Origin of the sequence: Mycobacterium sp. E3247 (genome assembly GCF_001667785.1) — a bacterium.
Classification (GTDB): Bacteria; Actinomycetota; Actinomycetes; order Mycobacteriales; family Mycobacteriaceae; genus Mycobacterium.
The window spans coordinates 13,155-29,551 of record NZ_LZJG01000339.1 but is presented as its reverse complement, the minus strand read 5'-3'; the positions used below and the strand labels follow the sequence as shown (position 1 = coordinate 29,551).

The following is a 16,397-nucleotide window of genomic DNA, read 5'->3' as shown; positions in this document are numbered from 1 at the left end:
TTTGGCGGATCGGCGCCCCGGGGTAGAGTCGGGGGGCGTGAGTGGGGTGGAGCCAATCGAACGTGGTTTGGCGCGCCTGCGGGACTTCCGGTGGGACATCCACGCGCAGCCCTTGCGGGAGATGCGGCTCGAGATCGACATCGTGTATTTCACCGTCCCCGTGCCGTTCACCGGCGGTAGAGGCCTGAGCGTTCCCTTCTTGACGATGATCAAGCGGATGCCCCCGTCGGCCACCAAGCCGGAAGAGGCCGGCCCCTAGCGCGTGCGGCGGGCTTCCCGCCGGCCCCCGGGCCACCCGACGCGCGGGTCGTTGCCGCGACGCGATTTAGACTGACGGACACATTGCAGACAGTCGGAGAACGACTGTCCATTCCCTAGGAGAGACACCGAACCGTGGCAAGCACCGCCGATTTCAAGAACGGACTGGTGCTGGTGATCGACGGCCAGCTGTGGCAGATCGTCGAGTTCCAGCACGTCAAACCCGGCAAGGGCCCGGCCTTCGTGCGCACCAAGCTGAAAAACGTGCTGTCGGGCAAGGTCGTCGACAAGACCTACAACGCCGGCGTGAAGGTGGAGACCGCCACCGTCGACCGGCGCGACACCACCTACCTCTACCGCGACGGCTCGGACTTCGTGTTCATGGACAGCCAGGACTACGAGCAGCACCCGCTGCCGGAGTCGCTGGTCGGCGACGCCGCCCGGTTCCTGCTGGAGGGCCTGCCGGTGCAGGTGGCGTTCCACAACGGGGCGCCGCTCTACATCGAGCTGCCGGTGTCGGTCGAGATGGAGGTCACCCACACCGAGCCGGGCCTGCAGGGTGACCGGTCCAGCGCTGGCACCAAACCCGCCACCGTGGAGACCGGGGCCGAGATCCAGGTGCCGCTGTTCATCAACACCGGCGACAAGCTGAAGGTGGACACGCGCGACGGCAGCTACCTGGGGCGCGTCAACGCGTGAGCAGGCCCGTCAGGGGACGCCACCACGCCCGCAAGCGCGCCGTCGACCTGCTGTTCGAGGCCGAGGCCCGCGGGCTGGGTGCGGCCGAGGTGGTCGACATGCGGGCCGCGCTGGCCGACGCCAACCCCGACGTGGCGCCGCTGCAGCCCTACACGGTCGCGGCCGCCCGCGGGGTCGGCGAGCACGCCGCCCACATCGACGATCTGATCAGCTCGCACCTGCAGGGCTGGACGCTGGACCGGCTGCCGGCCGTCGACCGCGCGATCCTGCGGGTCGCCGTGTGGGAGCTGCTCTACGCCGACGACGTCCCGGAGCCGGTCGCCGTCGACGAGGCCGTGCAGCTGGCCAAGGAGCTGTCCACCGACGACTCGCCGGGCTTCGTCAACGGCGTGCTGGGCCAGGTCATGCTGGTGACGCCGCAGATCCGGGCCGCCGCCGCGGCGGTCCGGTCCGCCGCCGCCGGGCCGGAGGACGAGGGCCCCGACGGGTGACCCGGCTGGAGCTGCGCGTCGTCGTCGCGGGGTTGTTGGCCGCGACGGTCGTGCTGGGCGCCGTCGTCTGCGCCGCCTTCGGATGGACCATCGTGGCGTCGGCGCTGTCCATCTACGCGCTCGGCGTGGGCGCCTGGCTGTATCACTGCGTCGAACGCCTGATCGTGGCGCGCCGCATCAGCACCGTCCGCTCGGCCGCCAGGCCGCTGCAGCCGCTGTTGCCGGTGATGGCCGCGATCATGGGCCTGACGCAGTCGGTGGTCAGGTCCCTGACCGACGTCACCGAGTTGCCGGCCCGGCGCTGGGACCTTCCGGTCCTGCGCTGGGTCGACGGCACCCGGGCGAATCGGCGCGTCGTGGACGCCGACGACGAGCTGGAGGGCTGACCGGGCTCACGCGAAACGATCACGTGGGCGGCGCGGCGGGGTGAGAATACAAGTCGCTCAGAAGAACAGGTGAGGTCATGACTCGATACACCACCCAGCCGCGACGACTCCGCGTTTCCGCGTTGGCGGCGGTGGCCAACCCGTCCTACGCCCGCGTCGACACCTGGAACCTGCTCGACGACGCGTGCCGCCACCTCGCCGAGGTCGACCTGGCCGGGCTCGACAAGACCCACGACGTGGCCCGGGTGAAGCGCCTGATGGACCGCATCGCCGCCTACGAGCGGTACTGGCTGTATCCCGGGGCGCAGAACCTCGCGGTCTTCCGCGCGCACCTGGAGAGCCTGTCCACGGTGCGGCTGACCGAAGAGGTGTCCATGGCCGTGCGGCTGCTGGGCGAATACGGCGACCGCGCAGGCCTTTTCGACACCTCGGCGCCGCTGGCCGACCAGGAGCTGGTGGCCCAGGCCAAACAACAGCAGTTCTACACCGTGTTGCTCGCCGACGACGCGCCCGACACGGCCCCCGACTGCCTGGCCGAATGCCTGCGGGCCCTGCGCAACCCCTCCGACGACGTGCAGTTCGAGATCCTGGTGGTGCCCAGCGTCGAAGACGCCATCGCCGCGGTCGCGCTGAACGGCGAGATCCAGGCCGCCATCATCCGCGACGACCTGCCGCTGCGGTCCCGCGACCGGCTGCCGCTGATGAACACGCTGCTGGGGCCGAACGAGGACGCGGGCGACCTCATCCCCGACCACGCCAACGACTGGGTGGAGTGCGGCGAGTGGATCCGCGAGCTGCGGCCCCACATCGACCTGTATCTGCTGACCGACGAGTCGATCGCGGCGGGCGACGACACCGAGCCCGACGTCTACGACCGGACGTTCTACCGGCTCAACGACGTCACCGACCTGCACAGCACGGTGCTCGCCGGGCTGCGGAACCGGTACGGCACACCGTTTTTCGATGCGCTGCGCGCCTACGCGGCCGCGCCGGTCGGCCAGTTCCACGCGCTGCCCGTCGCGCGCGGTGCCAGCATCTTCAACTCGAAGTCGTTGCAGGACATGGGGGAGTTCTACGGCCGCAACATCTTCATGGCCGAGACGTCGACCACGTCCGGCGGCCTGGACTCGCTGCTCGACCCGCACGGCAACATCAAGAAGGCGATGGACAAGGCCGCGCACACCTGGAACTCCGACCACACGTATTTCGTCACCAACGGGACCTCCACCGCCAACAAGATCGTGGTGCAGTCCCTCACCCGCCCGGGCGACATCGTGCTGATCGACCGCAACTGCCACAAGTCGCACCACTACGGGCTGGTGCTCGCCGGCGCCTACCCGCTTTACCTGGACGCGTATCCGTTGCCGCAGTTCGCGATCTACGGGGCGGTGTCGCTGCGCACGATCAAGCAGACGCTGCTGGACCTGGAAGCGGCCGGCCAGCTGGACCGGGTGCGCATGCTGCTGCTGACCAACTGCACCTTCGACGGCGTGGTCTACCACCCGTTGCAGGTCATGCAGGAGGTGCTGGCGATCAAGCCGGACATCTGCTTCCTGTGGGACGAGGCGTGGTACGCGTTCGCCACGGCCGTGCCGTGGGCCCGGCAGCGCACCGCGATGGTGGCGGCCGAGCGCCTCGAGCAGATGCTGGCCTCGCCGGATTACGCTGCCCAGTACCGGGATTGGGCGGCCGGCATGGACGGCCTGCAACAAGGGGGGGACCGGTCGGAGTGGGTTGACCGCCCGCTGTTGCCCGACCCGACCCGCGCGCGGGTTCGGGTCTACGCGACGCACTCGACGCACAAGTCGCTGTCGGCGCTTCGCCAGGCGTCGATGATCCACGTCCGCGACCAGGACTTCAACGCCCTGGCGCGCGACGCGTTCGGTGAGGCGTTCTTGACCCACACCTCGACCTCACCGAACCAGCAACTGCTGGCGTCCCTGGACTTGGCCCGTCGGCAGGTCGACATCGAGGGTTTTCAGCTGGTCCGGCAGACCTACGACATGGCGCTGGTGTTCCGCCATCGGGTGCGGAGAGACCGGTTGATCAGCAAGTGGTTTCGCATCCTCGACGAGTCCGACCTGGTGCCCGAGGAGTTCCGGGCGTCGTCGGTGAGTTCCTACCGCGAGGTCCGCCAGGGCGCGCTGGCCGAGTGGAACGAGGCGTGGCGCTCCGACCAGTTCGTGCTGGACGCGACGCGGGTGACCCTGTTCGTCGGCAAGACGGGGATGAACGGCTACGACTTCCGCGAGAAGATCCTGATGGAGCGATTCGGCATCCAGATCAACAAGACGTCGATCAACAGCGTGCTGCTGATCTTCACCATCGGTGTGACGTGGTCGAGCGTGCATTATCTGCTCGACGTGTTGCGCAGGGTGGCAACCGATTTCGACCGCACCGAGAACGCGGCCAGCGTCGCCGACCGGGCGTTGCACCAGCGGCACGTCGAGGAGATCACGCAGGACCTGCCGCACCTGCCCGACTTCAGCGAGTTCGACGTCGCCTTCCGGCCCGTCGACGCGTGCATCTTCGGCGACATGCGGTCGGCCTTCTACGCCGGGTACGAGGAGTCCGACCGCGAGCATGTCCTTATCGGCATGGCGGGGCGGCGGCTGGCCGAGGGCAAGACGCTGGTGTCCACCACGTTCGTGGTGCCCTACCCGCCGGGCTTCCCGGTGCTGGTCCCCGGCCAGGTGGTCTCCAAGGAGATCATCTACTTCCTGGCCCAGCTGGACGTCAAAGAGATCCACGGCTACAACCCCGACCTGGGGCTCTCGGTGTTCACCGAGTCGGCCCTGGCGCGGATGGAGGCGCAGCGCAGCGCGGCGACCGCCGCGGTCGGCTCGGCGTTTCCGGCCTTCGAATTGCCCTCGGACGCCTCGGGACTCAACGGCGCGCTCCACGGCAACGGTGCCGCGCAAGCCGTCAGCGAAGACGCTTGAGCCTAGCGACCCGGTTGGGCCGACGCTTGTGGCTGCGGCCGGCCCAGTTCGCCCCGCCGGATCCCGCGCGTGATCTCGTCGCTGCGGGCGGTGCTGCCGGCTGGAGCGGTCTCGGGGCAGCTGCAGCTGAGGGTGTTGAACGGGCTCGAGTCGGCGCCGGCCGGTGCCGCCCCCACCAGCCCGGAGCCCAGGACGATGGCGAGGTAGGCCAGCATTCGTGTGGTCGCGCGGTTGTTGCGGCGCGCACGGCGTGCAGTACCTGACATGACGACGTCAGCCTAGGAGGGGGCTGCTGAGAGGCCGCTGAGAAACCCGTTGAGCTGGGTGTTCTCCGGGGCTCAGCGGCCCTGCAGAATCAGCGGCCCTGCAGAATCAGCGGCCCTGCAGAATCGGAGGTGTGCAGTTGCCTCGCCTCCCGCACTGGGGCATCCCCGCCCGCTCGGCCGCGGTGTCGGCGGCCGTCGTGCTGTGCGCGCTGGCCCTCGCGGGCGCGGGATTGGACGCGTTCCTGTATCGGTCGCTGTTGACGGGCGTCGATTACGCCTCAGCGGAACGGGTGCGCGACCTGCGGAACGCGCTGCAGTCCGATCCGCCGGCCGGCCTCGACAACTCCCTGTTGACCACCGACCAACGGGTGGTCGCCATTCAAGTGATCGCCCCGGACGGTCAGGTGGTGCGGCGGTCGCGCTCGGCACCCGCCACGCCGCTCGTTCCGGTCGGCGAGTTCGGCCTCGATCTGCGTCGCGGCTTGTCCGACGACGCGGTGGCCGGTGACGACATGCGCGTCAGCGGTCAACGCGTCGCCACCGCATCCGGCGACTACACGGTGATCGTGGGCGGCGGCAGCCAGGCGGTCGAGGCCACCGCGCGGACCGTGGCCTTGCTGCTGGCCTGCGGCGCGCCGATCGTCATTGCGGGCGCGGCGGCCGCGACGTTCTGGCTCGTTCGCCGGTCCCTGCGATCCGTGGACGCGATCCGCGCGCGCGTGGCCGAGATCTCGACATCGGATCTGGCCGAACGGGTTCCGGTGCCGGAGGGCCGCGACGAGATCGCCGCGCTGGCGGTCACCATGAACCAGATGCTCTCCCGCATCGAAGCGGGCCATCGCGCGCAGCAACGTTTCGTCGGTGACGCGTCGCATGAACTGCGCAGCCCGCTGGCCACCATCATCTCCGGGCTGGAGGTCGCCGAGGCGCACCCCGATCTGCTCGACGCCGAGTTGGCGGTCAACACGCTGCTGCCCGAGGCGCAACGCATGCACACGCTGATCGAAGACCTGCTGCTGCTGGCCCGGGCCGACGAGCAAAGCCTGCTGCGCCGCATCGAAGAGCTGGCCCTCGATGACGTCGCCGCCGTCGAGGCGGCCCGCGCGCGACGCGGGGCGAACTGCGCGATCGACACCGACCTTTGCGCGGTGCGGTGCACCGGTGACCCGATGGCCATCTCGCGGATGATCCGCAACCTGGTGGAAAACGCCGTCCGCCATGCGGATTCGCGCGTCGTCCTGACGGTCGGCGGCAACGGGGGGACGGCGATCCTCACCGTCAGCGACGACGGCCCCGGAATCCCTCCGGGCGACCGGGCCCGGGTGTTCGAACGCTTCGTGCGCCTGGATTCGGATCGGGCCCGCAGCGGCGGGGGAGCCGGGCTGGGCCTCGCGATCGTCGCCGAGATCGCCGCCGCTCACGGCGGCACGGTCACCATCGACGACCGGCCGGGCGGCGGAACCCGAATGATCGTGTCCCTGCCGCGGCGCGAGCCTCAGCACAACAGCCGGTAACCGACGCCGCGGACCGTCTCGATGGTGTTGGTGCCGAAGGGAATGTCGATCTTGCGACGCAGATATCCCACGTACACCTCGACCACGTTGTCCGGGCCGTGGTAGTGGGCGTCCCACACGTTGCGCAGGATCTCGGCCTTGGTCACCACCATGTCCTTGTTGTGCATGAGGAATTCGAGCACTCCGAATTCCCTGGGCGTCAACGCGATCGGGGTGGAGTCGCGGTGGACGGTGTGCCGCGCGGGGTCCAGCACCAGCGATCCGGCGGTCAGCGCCGCCGGCCGCTCCGGCGCGCCGCGCCGCACCAGAGCGCGCAGCCGCGCCACGAGCACCCGGAACGAGAACGGTTTGGTCAGATAGTCGTCGGCGCCCAGGTCGAACGCGTCGGTCTCGTCGTACTCCCCGTCCTTGGCGGTCAGCATGAGGACCGGTGTCCACACGTTTCGCGCCCGCATCCGGCGCAGCACCTCGTATCCGCTCTGGCCGGGGAGCATGATGTCGAGGACCACCACGTCGAAGCTGTTCTCGACGGCCTCCCGCAGGCCGTCGACACCCGTGCCGACGTTCACGACGACGAACCCCTCGGCCTCCAGGCCCCGGGCCAGGGTCGCCGACAGCCGCGCTTCGTCCTCGACGAGAAGGACCCTCACGTCGTCACGCTTCTTGGTGGCCCGCACCGGGGTGGCGTCCCGGACGCTGGGGCAGGACGACAAGCAACGCCACGATGATCGCCGCGATCACCGCCGAGGCCAGCGGGCGGCTCAGGGCCAGGCCGCCGTCGGCGACCGGTTTGTCGATGAAGTCGCCCACCGTCGCGCCCAACGGGCGGGTCAAGATGAAGGCGACCCAGAACAACACGACGCGCGAGACGGACGTCCAGTAGTAGAGCGCCACGACCGCGGCGAGGCCGGCCGCGAACACCAGCGCGCCGCGCTCGTAACCGAAGTCGCGAGTGTCGGCGAGCCAGTCGCCGAGCGCGGTGCCCAGGGTCTGCGAGAAAGTGATTGTCGCCCAGTAGAACGCCTCCACTTTCGGCGTAGAGACGGTGGTGACCGACACCGTGCCCTGCGACCAGCGCCACAGGCCCAGGGTGGCCAGCAGGCAAGCCAACAGCAGCAGCGAACCGCCGGTGTAGCCGATGCCGAGCGAACGGTCGGCGAAGTCGGCCAGCGTCGTGCCGAACGTCGTCGAGGCCACGATCGTCGCCCAGTACAGCGCCGCGTGAAAGCGCTTGGCGAAGATCTGCGCGGCGACCAGCACCACCAGCGCGACGCCGAACAGTGCGACGCCGGCCGCGTAGCCCCAGTTCAGGGTCATCGTGACGGTGTCGCCGCCCGTCTCGCCCAGCGTGGTGGCGAAGATCTTGATGATCCAGAACCCCAGGGTGACCGCCGGCACCTTGGTCAACGCCTGCCGCGAAACGTCACTCATGCCCAGTCAACTTCCGGTGTCGTTGTTGATGCATTTGTAGGGTAGTCGCGCTGAGAAAACGCTGAGTACACGCATAAGAGAACGCTGTGTCCGCGCTGTGAATCGCGGTCTCGCCGTGGTATTTCGGCGGTTCTCGCAAACTCCAAGGCGCAGAACGCTTTACGCAGGTTGACCACTGCAGCCCGGCGCGCGGATCCTGAGGACTTGTTATCAAACACCTTAGTATTCAATGAGTTACGCTGCTCGCCGCGCCGGGCGCCCGTGACGGGGCGTGCCACCATGGATTCCATGATTGCGGAAGCCGGCAGCATCGGTCGCCTCGGCGCGGGTGCGCGCTGGTCGGTCATGGTCGTCTCCCTGGGCGTGACGGCGACGTCGTTCCTCTTCATCAACGGCGTGGCGTTCCTGATTCCCTCGCTGCAGGCGCGCCGTGGCATCCCGTTGGCCGAAGCCGCCCTGGTGTCGTCCATGCCCAGCTGGGGCATGGTGGTGACGCTGGTGCTGTGGGGCTGGGTGCTGGACCGGGTCGGTGAGCGGGTGGTGCTGACGGCCGGTTCGGCGCTCACCGCGGCGGCGGCCTGTGCCGCGGCGTCGGCCCATTCGATGCCGGCCGTCGGCGTCTTCTTGTTTCTCGGTGGGATGGCGGCGGCCAGCTGCAACACCGCCGGCGGGCGGCTGGTGTCGGCATGGTTCCCGACGCACCAGCGGGGCCTGGCGATGGGCATTCGTCAGACCGCGCAGCCGTTGGGTATCGCCCTGGGCGCCTTGGTGATACCGGAGCTGGCCGAGCGCGGGCCTCGTTCGGGGCTGACGTTCCTGGCGCTCATGTGCACGGTGGCGGCGGTGGCCAGCGCGCTGGGGATCGTCGATCCGCCCCGGAAATCACGCCAGGCGGCCACCGGCGCGGAACTGGCCAGCCCGTATCGAGGGTCGTTCGTACTGTGGCGAATTCACGCCGTGAGTGCGCTGCTGATGATGCCGCAGACGGTGACCGTGACGTTCATGTTCGTGTGGCTGATGAACCGGCATGGCTGGTCGGTGGCGGCCGCAGGCGGCCTGGTCACCGTCTGTCAGCTGCTGGGGGCGGCGGGCCGGATCGCGGTCGGGCGCTGGTCGGACCGCGTCGGTTCGCGGATGCGGCCGGTCCGCGTCGTCGCCATCGCCGCCGCGCTGGCCCTGTTGCTGCTGGCTTTCACCGACGGCACCGGTTCGAACTACGACGTGGTGCTGATGGTCGCCATCTCGGTGCTCGCGGTGCTCGACAACGGGCTCGAGGCCACCGCGATCACCGAGATCGCCGGGCCGTTCTGGAGCGGCCGCGCGCTGGGCCTGCAGAACACCGCGCAACGGCTGATGGCCGCGGCCGGGCCGCCGCTCTTCGGTGCGCTGATCGTCGCCGCCGAATACCCGCCGGCGTGGGCGCTGTGCGCGTTGTTCCCGCTGGCGGCGGTCCCGCTGGTGCCCACCGCCCGGGAGAGCGAGCCTGCCCCCGGGGGCGGTTCGGCTCACGGGGATCGGAAAGAAGACGTCGCCGCCGGGGTGGCGCAATAGCCGCACCGGCCGTTGTTTGGGCTGGTCGCCGTCGAAAGGGACCCGGCGCAATGCGCTGAGCCGCCGGAGCAGGCCCGCGTCGCCGCCCCAAAAAATGGGCGTGACCTGGTTAGCGTGGCCGCGTGGCGCAACCGATCAGTAGCGAACCCCGGGCCGACCGCGCCCGCCGGGTGGCCGACGTGTTGCGCCAGCAGATCCACGCCGACGCCTACCCGGACGGGCTGCCGCCCGAGCAGCAGCTGGCCGCCGAATTCCTGGTGTCGCGCAACACCATCCGCGGGGCGCTTGCCGTGCTCAAGCACGAGGGGCTGATCGACCGCGGACCCAAGGTCGGCACGCACGTCGCCCAGCGCAAGTACTCACACGGGCTCGACACCCTGCTGGGGCTGAAGGAGACGTTCAAACACCTCGGCGAGGTGCGCAACGAGGTACGCGCGGCGATGCCCGTCACCGCGCCACCGTCGGTGGCCCGCCGGCTGCGGCTGCAACCCGGCGAGCACGCCGTGTTCGTCGAGCGACTGCGGTACCTCGGCGACCTACCGCTCAGCCTCGACCTGACCTACCTGGCCCCGGACATCGGAGAACAGGTGCTGCGCCATCCGCTCGAGACCAACGATGTTTTCGCGCTCATCGAAGAGGTCAGCGGTCAGCGCCTGGGCTCGGCGTCGCTGGCGCTCGAGGCCATTCCCGCCGACGCCCATTCGGCGGCCACCCTGCAGGTGCCCGACGGCGCGGCGCTGCTCATGCTGGAGCGGCTCACCAGCCTGGCCGACGGCACACCCGTGGATTTGGAGTACATCCGGATGCGTGGTGACCGAATCACCATGCGCGGCAGCATGATGAGGAGCGATACATGACGCTGGTCAACAACATCCGCGCCGACGTGCCGGTGACGATCGACGAGTCGTTGTGCATCGAGGGCTGCACCTTGTGCGTGGAGGTGTGCCCGCTCGACGCGCTGGCCATCGACCCCCAGACCGGCAAGGCGTACATGCACGTCGACGAGTGCTGGTATTGCGGCCCGTGTGCGGCGCGCTGTCCGACCGGCGCTGTCACCGTCAACATGCCCTATCTCCTGCGCTGAAGAGACGTCCCATGAAAATGCACGCCCTCCGGCTGCTGTCGGTGGCGGTCGCGGTCGCCGCGTTCGCCTCCGGGTGCTCGCTGGAATCGTTCTCGCAGTCCTCCGGTGTTGTCAACGTGGTGGTGGGATACCAGTCCAAGACCATCAACACCGTCACCGCCGGCACACTGCTGCGCGCGCAGGGCTACCTCGAACACCGGCTGGCTGACATCACCGCCCGCACCGGCACCAAATACGCGGTGCGCTGGCAGGATTACGACACCGGCGCCCCGATCACCGCCCAGATGCTGGCCGAGAAGATCGACATCGGCTCGATGGGCGATTACCCGATGCTGATCAACGGCTCCAAGACGCAGGCCAACCCGCTGGCGCGCACCGAGATGGTCTCGGTCACCGGCTACAACCCCAAGGGCGCGCTGAACATGGTTGTGGTGGCGCCGGATTCGCCGGCGAGCGGGCTGGCCGACCTGGCCGGCGGCAAGGTCTCGGCCAGCGTGGGGTCCGCGGGGCACGGCACCTTGGTGCGCGCGCTGGGCAAGGCGGGCGTCACCGGCGTGGAGGTGCTCAACCAGCAGCCGCAGGTCGGTGCCTCCGCGCTGGAATCCGGTCAGGTGAACGGGCTTTCGCAGTTCGTGGCGTGGCCCGGGCTGCTGGTCTACCAGGGCAAGGCGCGGCTGCTCTACGACGGGGCCGAGCTGAACCTGCCCACCCTGCACGGTGTGGTCGTGCGGCGCTCGTACGCGTCGGCGCACCCCGAGGTGCTGGCGGCGTTTCTGCAGGCGCAACTGGACGCCACCGACTTCCTCAACGGCAAGCCGCTGGAAGCCGCGCGCATCGTCGCGCAGGCCAGCGGGCTGCCGCAGGAGGTGGTGTATCTCTACAACGGCCCCGGCGGGACGTCGTTCGACCCGACGCTCAAGCCGTCGCTGATCGACGCCCTGAAAAGCGATGTGCCGTACCTGAAGTCGATCGGTGACTTCGCCGACCTCGACGTCGGGAAGTTCGCCGTGGACGAGCCGTTGCGTGCGGTGTTCGCCGCCCGCGGGCTGGACTACCCGGCGGCCCGGTCGCGAGCCGCGAATCCGTCGGTCCTGGCGGGCGACCCGGCGCTGGCCGGCGAGGTGTGGTTGGACGGGGCGGATGTGACGCAGACCGTCGCCGACCCCACCAGCCTGCTGCGCACCGTCGCCGACGCGACCGCCCGCGGGGGCAGGGTTCGCGCGGCCTACGTTCCCGACGCCGAACTGGGCACCAGGTGGTTCGCCGACAAGGCGGTCTGGGTCAAGGACGGCCCGAAGTATCTGCCGTTCGGCACCCGGGCCGGGGCGCAGCGCTATCTGGCGGCACACCCGGGCGGGGTCGCGATGAATTACCAACAGGCACTGGGAGGTTCGGTATGACCGCCGATGTGGTGGCAGACCAGGTTCTTGGCGTGGTCTCGAGGCCCACGCTCACCCGGCCGCGGCGGGTGATTGCGCCGTGGCGGTCGCGGCTGCTGCGGTTGGCGTCGGTCGCGGCCGCAATCGGGTTGTGGCAGTTGCTCACCGCCGGCAAGGTGCGGCTGTTGCTGCGATTCGACACGCTGCCCACCGTCACGCAGATCGTGCACGCGCTGCAGCGCCGCCTCGCGGCCGGCGAGTACTGGCTCGACCTCGCGCAGTCGCTGATCCGCATCGTCACCGGCTTCGGCCTGGCCGCCGTCATCGGTGTCGCGACCGGTGTGCTGCTGGGCCGCTCGCGACTGTTCGCCGACCTGTTCGGCCCGCTGGCCGAGCTGGCCCGGCCCATCCCGGCGATAGCGATGGTGCCGGTGGCGATCCTGCTGTTCCCGACCGACGAGGCCGGCATCGTGTTCATCACCTTCCTCGCGGCCTACTTCCCGATCATGGTGAGCACCCGGCACGCGGTGCGGGCGCTGCCCACGTTGTGGGAGGACTCGGTGCGCACGCTGGGCGGCGGTCGGCGGGAGGTGCTGACCCAGGTGGTGCTGCCGGGCATCCTGCCCGGCGTGTTCGGGGGGCTGTCGGTCGGCATGGGGGTGGCCTGGATCTGTGTCATCTCCGCCGAGATGATCTCGGGCCGGCTAGGCGTCGGCTACCGCACCTGGCAGGACTACACCGTGCTGGCCTACCCCCAGGTGTTCGTCGGCATCATCACCATCGGTGTCCTCGGGTTCGCCACCTCGGCGGCCGTCGAACTGGTGGGCCGGCGGGTGACTCGCTGGCTGCCCCGCGCACAGGAAGGTTTGCGATGACCACCGCGACGAAAATCGGGATGAGCCTCGAGCTGGACGCAGTCCGCTTGTCCTACACCAGAACACCGGTGATCGACGGGCTGAGCCTCACGGTGCGCCCGGGCGAGATCCTGGTGCTGACCGGGCCCTCGGGCTGCGGCAAGTCGACGCTGCTGCGCGCCCTGGCCGGGCTGCTGCGGCCCGATGAGGGCCGCGTGCTGGCCGACGGCGCGGAGGTCACCACCACCTCGGGTGATCGCGGCATGGTGTTCCAGGACAACGCGCTGCTGCCGTGGCGCACGGTGCGGTCCAACATCGAGCTGGCGCTGCGGCTGCGCGGGGAACCCCGCGCCACCCGCCGCGCCCAGGCCGAGCGCTGGATCGACGAGCTCGGGCTCTCAGGTTTCGGCCACTACCTGCCGAAGAGCCTGTCCGGCGGGATGCGCCAGCGCGTCCAGCTGGCCCGCGGCCTGGCGGGGGCGCCCCGCGCGGTGATGATGGACGAGCCGTTCGGCGCGCTGGACACCCAGACCCGGGCCGCCATGCAGCGGCTGCTGATCGACACCTGGCGCACCCATCCGACGACCATCGTCTTCGTCACCCACGACGTCGACGAGGCGCTGGCGCTGGGCGACCGGATCGTCGTGCTGGGCCGTGCCGGCGAGCCTGTCCGCGCGTCGGTCGACGTGCCCGATCCGCGCGCCGAATTGCCCCGGGACGGGTTGCGCGCTGAAATCATTGCCGCCCTTGGCCATTTGGTGGCGGCATGATGGAGATCCCCGACGCCAACGCCCCCGTTCGCCTCGACTGCGACGTGCTGGTCATCGGCGGCGGCACCGCCGGCACCATGGCGGCGCTGTCGGCCGCCGAGCACGGCGCCCAGGTGCTGCTGCTGGAGAAGGCCCACGTGCGCCACTCCGGCGCGCTGGCGATGGGCATGGACGGCGTGAACAACGCCGTCATCCCGGGCAAGGCCGAACCCGAGGACTACGTCGCCGAGATCACCCGCGCCAACGACGGAATCGTCAACCAGCGCACCATCTATCAGACCGCCAGCCGCGGATTCGCGATGGTGCAGCGGCTGGAGCGCTACGGGGTGAAGTTCGAGAAGGACGAACACGGCGAGTACGCGGTGCGCCGGGTGCACCGCTCGGGCTCCTATGTGCTGCCCATGCCGGAGGGCAAGGACGTCAAGAAGGCGCTGTACCGGGTGCTGCGGCAGCGGTCCATGCGGGCGAAGATCCGCATCGAGAACCGGCTGATGCCGGTGCGGGTGCTGGTGCAGGACGGGCGCGCGGTGGGGGCCGCCGCGTTGCACACCCGCACCGGCGAATTCGTGGCCGTCGGCGCCAAGGCGGTGATCCTGGCCACCGGCGCCTGTGGGCGGCTGGGCCTGCCCGCGTCCGGTTACCTCTACGGCACCTACGAGAACCCGACGAACGCCGGCGACGGGTACGCGATGGCCTATCACGCCGGCGCGGAACTGTCGGGAATCGAGTGTTTCCAGGTCAATCCGTTGATCAAGGACTACAACGGACCCGCGTGTGCCTATGTCGCCAACCCGTTCGGCGGCTACCAGGTCAACGCGCACGGGGAGCGGTTCGTGGACTCCGACTACTGGTCGGGTCAGATGATGTCCGAGGTGAAGAGCGAGATCGACTCCGCCCGCGGACCGATCTACCTCAAGGTGTCCCACCTGCCCGACGAGACCCTGTCCGCGCTGGAGAACATCCTGCACACCACCGAACGGCCGACCCGCGGCACGTTCCACGCCAACCGCGGCCACGACTATCGCACCCACGACATCGAGATGCACATCTCCGAAATCGGCTTGTGCAGCGGGCATTCCGCGTCCGGCGTGTGGGTCGACGAGCACGCCCGCACCACGGTGCCCGGGCTGTACGCCGCCGGGGACATGGCCTGCGTCCCGCACAACTACATGATCGGGGCGTTCGTCTTCGGCGACCTCGCCGGCACGGACGCGGCCGCATCCTGCGCGGATACCGCTGCGCCGCAACGACTCCCGGAGGACCAGCTGCGCGCCGCGCACGAGCTGATCTACCGCCCACTGCGGCATCCGGACGGGCCACCCCAGCCGCAGGTCGAATACAAGCTGCGCCGGTTCGTCAACGACTATGTGGCGCCGCCCAAGACGGCGGCCAAGCTGTCCATCGCCGTGCGCACCTTCGACCGCATGCAAGGCGAGATCGCCGAGATGGGCGCGCGGAACCCGCACGAGCTGATGCGCGCCGTCGAGGTGTCCTTCATCCGGGACTGCGCCGAGATGGCCGCCCGATCCTCGCTCACCCGCACCGAATCGCGGTGGGGCCTCTACCACGACCGCGCCGACCTGCCCGGCCGCGACGACAGCGCATGGGGCTATCACCTCAACCTGCGCAAGAACGCCGACGGCGCGATGGTGTTCCTCAAGCGTCCGGTCGCCCCCTACTTCGTGCCGGTGCCGGAGCTGGACGGCCTGCCGCCCGTGGACCAGACCGTGCAGGCGGTGGAGCAGCCGCCACTGGTCGGCGGTCAGGCCCCCGCCACCACACGGTCCCGAATCGGCGCGCCCGTAACCACAGTCGAGCCGCCGTCGCCGCGCATCGCCGAGGTGCTTGCCCTCGAGGAGCCGACGATCGCCGGGCTGCGACCGTACCTGGCCGACCCCGACCCCGGGGTCCGCCGCACCGCGGTGGCCACACTCACCGAGCACATTCCCGATGGCTACGCGACCGCCCTGGTCGCCGCGCTGGATGACGCCGACGCCACGGTGCGCCGCACCGCCGCCGACGGGATCCGCGAGCTGGTCGAGGTGTTGCCGGCCCCGGCCGAGGTCGGGTCACGCCTGGACTCCGGCGACACGGCGGTGCGTGCCGCCGCCCTCTACGTGCTGGCCGCGCGGCGCGTCGGCGACGCCGGGGACTACCGCCGCGCGCTGGAAGATCCCGACCACCGGGTGCGCATCGAGGCCGTGCGGGCGCTGGTGTCGGTCGACGACGTGGCCGGTGTGGTCACCGCGACGGGTGACGACAACCGGGAGGTCCGGATCGCCGCGGCCGCCGGCCTGGGCACGCTGCGCGGCGGCGGCGAGGCCGTCAGCGCGCTGCTCGGCGACCCCGACCCGCTGGTGCGCGCCGCCGCGCTGGCCGCGTTGGGCGAAATAGGCTGCAGCGCGGGCGATATCGCCGCCGTCGCAGCGGCGTTGCGGGCGCCGGCGTGGCAGGTGCGGGAGGGTGCGGCGCGGGCGCTGTCGGGCGCGCCGGCCGACGTCGCGGTGCCGGCGCTGGCCGAGGCGTTGAACGACGCGCACCTCGACGTGCGGAAGGCCGCCGTGCTCAGCCTGATCCGCTGGTCCGCTCAACCCGCCGCCCGCGACGCGCTCGGCATCGCGCTCAAGGACGGCGACGCCGACGTGCGGGCCTACGCGCGCCGCGCGCTCGACCAAGCCGGGTAGCCGGCGATCGGGTGTGCGCTTACGGCGTCCGGTGTGCGTGCACGGCGGCGACACGCCGACGATGACCGCCCTGGCAGCACACTCAAAA

The 16,397-nt window shown here is 70.0% G+C and carries 16 protein-coding genes; 13 read left to right on the top strand and 3 right to left on the bottom strand.

Annotation, left to right across the window (positions count from 1 at the left end; translation table 11 throughout):
• Positions 1-37: 37 nt before the first annotated feature.
• From A9X04_RS18840 to A9X04_RS18820, 5 genes are all read left to right on the top strand, one after another.
• On the top strand, positions 38-259 hold the full coding sequence (locus tag A9X04_RS18840; protein WP_231980576.1) for a hypothetical protein: 222 nt from the start codon (positions 38-40) through the stop codon (positions 257-259).
• A 134-nt stretch (positions 260-393) separates the two neighbouring features.
• Positions 394-957 carry an elongation factor P gene (gene efp / locus A9X04_RS18835; RefSeq protein WP_007171952.1) on the top strand — a complete coding sequence of 188 codons (564 nt, stop codon included), beginning with the start codon at positions 394-396 and terminating at the stop codon, positions 955-957.
• A complete protein-coding gene (nusB, locus tag A9X04_RS18830) occupies positions 954-1,448 on the top strand; it encodes a transcription antitermination factor NusB (RefSeq protein ID WP_067923689.1) in 495 nt (164 codons plus the stop codon). Before efp ends, nusB begins: the two co-directional genes overlap by 4 nt.
• Positions 1,445-1,834, top strand: a complete 390-nt coding sequence (locus tag A9X04_RS18825; RefSeq protein WP_067923687.1) for an antitermination protein NusB — start codon at positions 1,445-1,447, stop codon at positions 1,832-1,834. Before nusB ends, A9X04_RS18825 begins: the two co-directional genes overlap by 4 nt.
• 77 nt (positions 1,835-1,911) lie before the next feature.
• Positions 1,912-4,776, top strand: a complete 2,865-nt coding sequence (locus tag A9X04_RS18820) for an aminotransferase class I/II-fold pyridoxal phosphate-dependent enzyme (RefSeq protein WP_067923684.1) — start codon at positions 1,912-1,914, stop codon at positions 4,774-4,776.
• A gap of 2 nt (positions 4,777-4,778) precedes the next feature.
• Here the strand turns inward: A9X04_RS18820 and A9X04_RS18815 are convergent, their stop codons facing one another.
• Positions 4,779-5,042: a hypothetical protein gene (locus tag A9X04_RS18815; protein ID WP_067923682.1), complete on the bottom strand. Its 264-nt coding sequence runs from the start codon at positions 5,040-5,042 to the stop codon at positions 4,779-4,781.
• A gap of 131 nt (positions 5,043-5,173) precedes the next feature.
• Here A9X04_RS18815 and A9X04_RS18810 point away from each other — a divergent pair, with 131 nt between their 5' ends.
• A complete protein-coding gene (locus A9X04_RS18810) occupies positions 5,174-6,556 on the top strand; it encodes a HAMP domain-containing sensor histidine kinase (RefSeq protein ID WP_156764418.1) in 1,383 nt (460 codons plus the stop codon).
• On the opposite strand, the gene A9X04_RS18805 is transcribed toward A9X04_RS18810, so the two are convergent.
• On the bottom strand, positions 6,538-7,206 hold the full coding sequence (locus A9X04_RS18805) for a response regulator transcription factor (RefSeq protein ID WP_067923728.1): 669 nt from the start codon (positions 7,204-7,206) through the stop codon (positions 6,538-6,540). The genes A9X04_RS18810 and A9X04_RS18805 overlap by 19 nt on opposite strands.
• Before the next feature lie 4 nt (positions 7,207-7,210).
• Positions 7,211-7,987, bottom strand: coding sequence for a hypothetical protein (locus A9X04_RS18800; RefSeq protein ID WP_067923675.1), 777 nt, complete (start codon positions 7,985-7,987; stop codon positions 7,211-7,213).
• A 288-nt stretch (positions 7,988-8,275) separates the two neighbouring features.
• Between A9X04_RS18800 and A9X04_RS18795 the strand changes: the two genes are divergently transcribed.
• The 7 genes from A9X04_RS18795 (at position 8,276) to A9X04_RS18765 (ending at position 16,309) form a co-directional block, all read left to right on the top strand.
• Positions 8,276-9,538, top strand: a complete 1,263-nt coding sequence (locus A9X04_RS18795) for an MFS transporter (protein ID WP_082975099.1) — start codon at positions 8,276-8,278, stop codon at positions 9,536-9,538.
• A 122-nt stretch (positions 9,539-9,660) separates the two neighbouring features.
• Positions 9,661-10,395 carry a GntR family transcriptional regulator gene (locus A9X04_RS18790; protein ID WP_067923674.1) on the top strand — a complete coding sequence of 245 codons (735 nt, stop codon included), beginning with the start codon at positions 9,661-9,663 and terminating at the stop codon, positions 10,393-10,395.
• Positions 10,392-10,622 carry a ferredoxin family protein gene (locus A9X04_RS18785; RefSeq protein WP_067923671.1) on the top strand — a complete coding sequence of 77 codons (231 nt, stop codon included), beginning with the start codon at positions 10,392-10,394 and terminating at the stop codon, positions 10,620-10,622. The genes A9X04_RS18790 and A9X04_RS18785 overlap by 4 nt, the downstream gene beginning before the upstream one ends.
• Positions 10,623-10,633: 11 nt before the next feature.
• Complete coding sequence (locus A9X04_RS18780; protein WP_067923668.1) at positions 10,634-12,022, top strand: ABC transporter substrate-binding protein; 1,389 nt, start codon at positions 10,634-10,636, stop codon at positions 12,020-12,022.
• The gene (locus A9X04_RS18775; RefSeq protein WP_067923665.1) at positions 12,019-12,876 is read left to right on the top strand and encodes an ABC transporter permease; all 858 of its coding nucleotides are present in this window, start codon (positions 12,019-12,021) and stop codon (positions 12,874-12,876) included. Before A9X04_RS18780 ends, A9X04_RS18775 begins: the two co-directional genes overlap by 4 nt.
• Positions 12,873-13,625 (top strand): ABC transporter ATP-binding protein, encoded by a 753-nt coding sequence (locus A9X04_RS18770; protein ID WP_067923662.1) that lies wholly within the window; start codon positions 12,873-12,875, stop codon positions 13,623-13,625. Before A9X04_RS18775 ends, A9X04_RS18770 begins: the two co-directional genes overlap by 4 nt.
• Positions 13,622-16,309, top strand: a complete 2,688-nt coding sequence (locus A9X04_RS18765) for a fumarate reductase/succinate dehydrogenase flavoprotein subunit (RefSeq protein WP_067923659.1) — start codon at positions 13,622-13,624, stop codon at positions 16,307-16,309. Before A9X04_RS18770 ends, A9X04_RS18765 begins: the two co-directional genes overlap by 4 nt.
• Positions 16,310-16,397 lie beyond the last annotated feature (88 nt).